The 3,736-nt window shown below is 77.1% G+C and carries 5 protein-coding genes; 4 read left to right on the top strand and 1 reads right to left on the bottom strand.

Going from position 1 to position 3,736, the window contains the following annotated elements; all coding sequences use genetic code 11:
* Positions 1-437 precede the first annotated feature (437 nt).
* The 3 genes from rfbD (at position 438) to AC0CYZ_RS29210 (ending at position 2,735) form a co-directional block, all read left to right on the top strand.
* On the top strand, positions 438-1,370 hold the full coding sequence (rfbD, locus tag AC0CYZ_RS29200) for a dTDP-4-dehydrorhamnose reductase (protein ID WP_472221617.1): 933 nt from the start codon (positions 438-440) through the stop codon (positions 1,368-1,370).
* A gap of 137 nt (positions 1,371-1,507) precedes the next feature.
* Complete coding sequence (locus tag AC0CYZ_RS29205) at positions 1,508-1,789, top strand: hypothetical protein (RefSeq protein ID WP_472221618.1); 282 nt, start codon at positions 1,508-1,510, stop codon at positions 1,787-1,789.
* A 55-nt stretch (positions 1,790-1,844) separates the two neighbouring features.
* On the top strand, positions 1,845-2,735 hold the full coding sequence (locus tag AC0CYZ_RS29210) for a glycosyltransferase family 2 protein (RefSeq protein WP_472221620.1): 891 nt from the start codon (positions 1,845-1,847) through the stop codon (positions 2,733-2,735).
* A gap of 1 nt (position 2,736) precedes the next feature.
* On the opposite strand, the gene AC0CYZ_RS29215 is transcribed toward AC0CYZ_RS29210, so the two are convergent.
* Positions 2,737-3,258: a hypothetical protein gene (locus AC0CYZ_RS29215; RefSeq protein ID WP_472221621.1), complete on the bottom strand. Its 522-nt coding sequence runs from the start codon at positions 3,256-3,258 to the stop codon at positions 2,737-2,739.
* A 163-nt stretch (positions 3,259-3,421) separates the two neighbouring features.
* On the opposite strand from AC0CYZ_RS29215, the gene AC0CYZ_RS29220 reads away from it, so the two are divergent.
* On the top strand, positions 3,422-3,736 hold a 315-nt coding region (locus tag AC0CYZ_RS29220; RefSeq protein WP_472221622.1), incomplete at its 3' end, for a nucleotidyltransferase family protein.

Genomic DNA, 3,736 nt, shown 5'->3' on the forward strand with positions numbered 1-3,736 from the left:
CCCGGTGGGGACGCGGGTCCGTCGCCGCCGGGGGAGCGCCCGGCGGACGGCCCGAACCGGCGGCCGGGATCGCGACGGGGACGGCCGCGCTCGTCCTCCACACGGCCTCCCTTCACGATCTCCGCCGGCGGGGCCGGGTCCAGCCGGGGACGTCAGTCGGGTCGGGTCGGTTCGGTTCGGGCCGGGGGTCCTTCCGGGCCGAGGCGACGTCGTGTCGGGAGTATCGCGCGCCGGCCCCGGAAAGGGCGCGGCCTGCAGAGGACATCGTCGTCCGACACGAGCACCTGGAGGGGCAGGTTAGACGGCTCCGACCGCATTTCCCGCCCACCACCCGTTCGGGCCCGCCGCGGCGCGTCGGAGGATGGCACACGATCACGCGGGGTCCCGGTGCCGGGCGCCGCGACGCACACGAGGGGGAGGGCCACGACGTGCGCTGGATGGTGACGGGAGCGGGCGGGGCGCTCGGGACGGACCTCGCCGGGCTGCTGCGTGCGGACGGCGAGCGGGTCACGGCGCTGACGCGGGCCGAGCTCGACATCACCGACGCCGACGCGGTCGAGCGGGCCGTGGCCGCGTGGGCCGGCGCGGACCGGGCCGGGGACGACCCCGCGGTGCTGCTCAACGCCGCCGCGTTCACCGCCGTCGACCTCGCCGAGACCGACCCGGACGCGGCCCGCGCCGCCCACGAGGTCAACACCGTCGCCCCCGGCCTGCTCGCCGCGGCGTGCGCGCGCCACGGCGCGCGGATCGTGCACGTGTCCACCGACTACGTCTTCGACGGTGCCGGGCCGGCCGGGCGGTCCGCGCCCGACGGGGGCCGTGCCGGCTACGAGCCCGACGACCCGACGGGCCCGGCCGGGGTCTACGGGCGCACGAAGGAGGCGGGCGAGCAGCGGGTGCGGGAGGCGGCGCCCGAGGCCCACCACGTGGTGCGCACCGCGTGGGTCTACGGCGGGACCGGGGCGAACTTCGTCCGCACCATGGCCCGGCTCGCGGGCGAGCGGGACACCCTCCACGTCGTCGACGACCAGCACGGCTCGCCCACGTGGTCCCGCGACCTCGCGGTCGGCCTGGTCGCCCTCGGGCGTTCCGGTGCGGCGCCCGGCACGCTGCACGCGACCGGCGGCGGGGTCACCACGTGGTGCGGGCTCGCCCGGGCGGTGTTCGAGGAGCTGGGCGCCGACCCGGAGCGGGTCCGCGGCTGCACCACGGCCGAGTTCCCGCGCCCGGCGCCGCGTCCCGCGTGGTCGGTCCTCTCGCCGGCGTCGTGGACCGCGGCCGGGCTGCCCGCGCTGCGCCCCTGGCGGGAGGCGCTGTCGGCCGCCGTCGTCCGCCATCCCGAGCTGCTCGGGCCCGCCGCGGTGCGCTGAGGGGCGGTCGTCGGTCGTCGGACGGTCCACCGGTGATCATGCGCCCGGAGAGGTGTCCGGGGAGACCGGTTCCCGGACCCGTCGAGGCGTGTCGCCGACCGGGCGTCACCTCCCGGCGACTCGTGCGTTGGATCGGCATGGCGCTGGAGACGGTCCTGCTCACCCTGCTGGGTGTCGTCGCGGTCTGGCTCGTGGTCGACGCGGGCCGGGAGCGCCATCGCCTGCGCGCCCGCATGGACCGGGCCTCGTGCCGCCGGACCGGCGAGCGTCCCCTCGCCGCCGCGACGTCACCACGGCGTGGCGTCCCGGTCTCCACCCCGCGTCGGCTCGAGGCGAACACCGGCGGCGTCGGGCCGGACTCCTGGCGGTACTGGCCGCTCGCGCTGCCCGCCTCCGACGACTCCCAGCGTCCCGTCTGAGGCTCTCGGCGGGGCACTCGGCCGGTGGCACCCGGGCTCCGTCAGGATGCAGGACATGACGGCGGCTCCCCACGGCACACCGACGCGCGCCACCTACGGGGACGGCCTCGCCGTCGTCGTCGTCACCTACTCCCCGGGCGACTCGCTGTCCGCCTTCCTCGACTCCGTGGCCGGAGCCACCACCAGGCCGGTCCGGGTCGTGCTCGCCGACAACGGGTCCGTCGACGGGGTCCCCGAGGCCGAGGCCGCCGCCGGCCGCGCGGAACTGCTCGCGATGGGGGAGAACCTCGGCTACGGCGCCGCCGCCAACCGGGCCGTGGCGGGCCTCGACCCCTCGGTGGGCTGGGTGCTGGTCAGCAACCCGGACATCGTGCTGGGCCCGGGTGCGCTCGACACCCTCCTCGAGGCGGCCGACCGCTGGCCGCGGGCCGGGTCGCTCGGCCCCCTGATCCGGACCGACGACGCGGTGTACCCCTCGGCGCGGCTGCAGCCCTCGCTCGGACGCGGCGTGGGGCACGCGGTGTTCGGCGCGGTGTGGCCGGCCAACCCCTGGACGCGCTCCTACCGACAGGAGGGCTCGGTCGAGGAGCGGACGGCCGGGTGGCTGTCCGGGTCGTGCGTGCTGCTGCGCCGGGAGGCGTGGGACTCGGTCGACGGCTTCGACCCGCGGTACTTCATGTACTTCGAGGACGTCGACCTCGGCGACCGGCTCGGCCGGGCCGGGTGGCTCAACGTCTACGTGCCGGACGCGACGGTGGTGCACACCGGCGGGCACGCCACGACGCGCGACGCCCCGACGTCGGCCCGGATGCTGCGGGAGCACCACCGCAGCGCGTACCGCTTCCTCGCCGACCGCTACCGCGGTGCCCGGTGGGCCCCGCTGCGGGCCGGCCTGCGGGCGGCCCTCGCCGCGCGGGCCCGGTGGAGCACCCGGAGCGCCGGGTAGGTCAGCGGCGGCCGAACAGCCGCTTCCACCACGGCACACGGATCCCGACGGGCGGCGTGGTGGGGGTGTCGTCCGGCGTCGGGCCGCCCGACCCGGACGTGCCGTGACCCGACGAGCCGTTCGGCACCGTCTGCGCCGGGAACGGCGCGGTGCGCGGCCGCGTCGCGGCGGTGCGCACGGTGGGCGGCTCGGCGGGGAGGGCGCGCATGAGCGTCGGGTCGGACACGTCGACCGGCGTCGTCTCCGGGTCCACCGGATCGGGCCGGCGGTGGGCCGCCCGGCGCCCGTCCTGGCCTCCCGATCGGCGCCCGTCGGCCGGGGGGCGCGGCGCCGGAGCGGGACGCCCACGGTGACCCTGCGTGCTCGGCGACCCGTTGCGCGCGGACAACGTGGGGATCATCTGCGTCTGGGAGGCGTCGAACGGTGACTCGGCGTTGTCGGGAGTCACGACGGTGCCGTTGCGCTGCTGCGCGCGGGCGATAGCCTGCTGCGCACGGTCCCACGCGTTCGTCGGCTCCACCACGCTTCTCCTGCCCGGTCTCTCTTCGGAGTGGACCCCGACGGCGGAGTCCGAACCGGTTCTTGCCGAGGGACCGTCACAGTAGCGCCCGGGTCCGACGACGTGGTCACTCCGGGCAGGAGATCCACCAGGGAGGTCGGTCGTGGACACCACGGGGGGACGTGAAGTGAGCCGGGACGGAGGGGGCACCGTCGCGCTCGGACGCACGGCGGCGGTCGTGCTCGTCGGGGGACAGGGCAGCCGGCTGCGGCCGCTGACCGCCTCGACGCCGAAGCCGATGCTGCCGACCGCGGGGGTGCCGTTCATCGGCCACCTGCTGTCGCGGATCGCCGCCGCGGGCATCCGCCGGGTGGTGCTCGGCACCTCCTACCGCGCGGAGGTGTTCGCGGACTACCTCGGCGACGGTTCCGCGTTCGGCCTGCAGCTCGACTGCGTGCCCGAACCGGAGCCGCTGGGCACCGGCGGCGGCATCCGGCACGCG

The organism is Actinomycetospora sp., assembly GCF_055612215.1.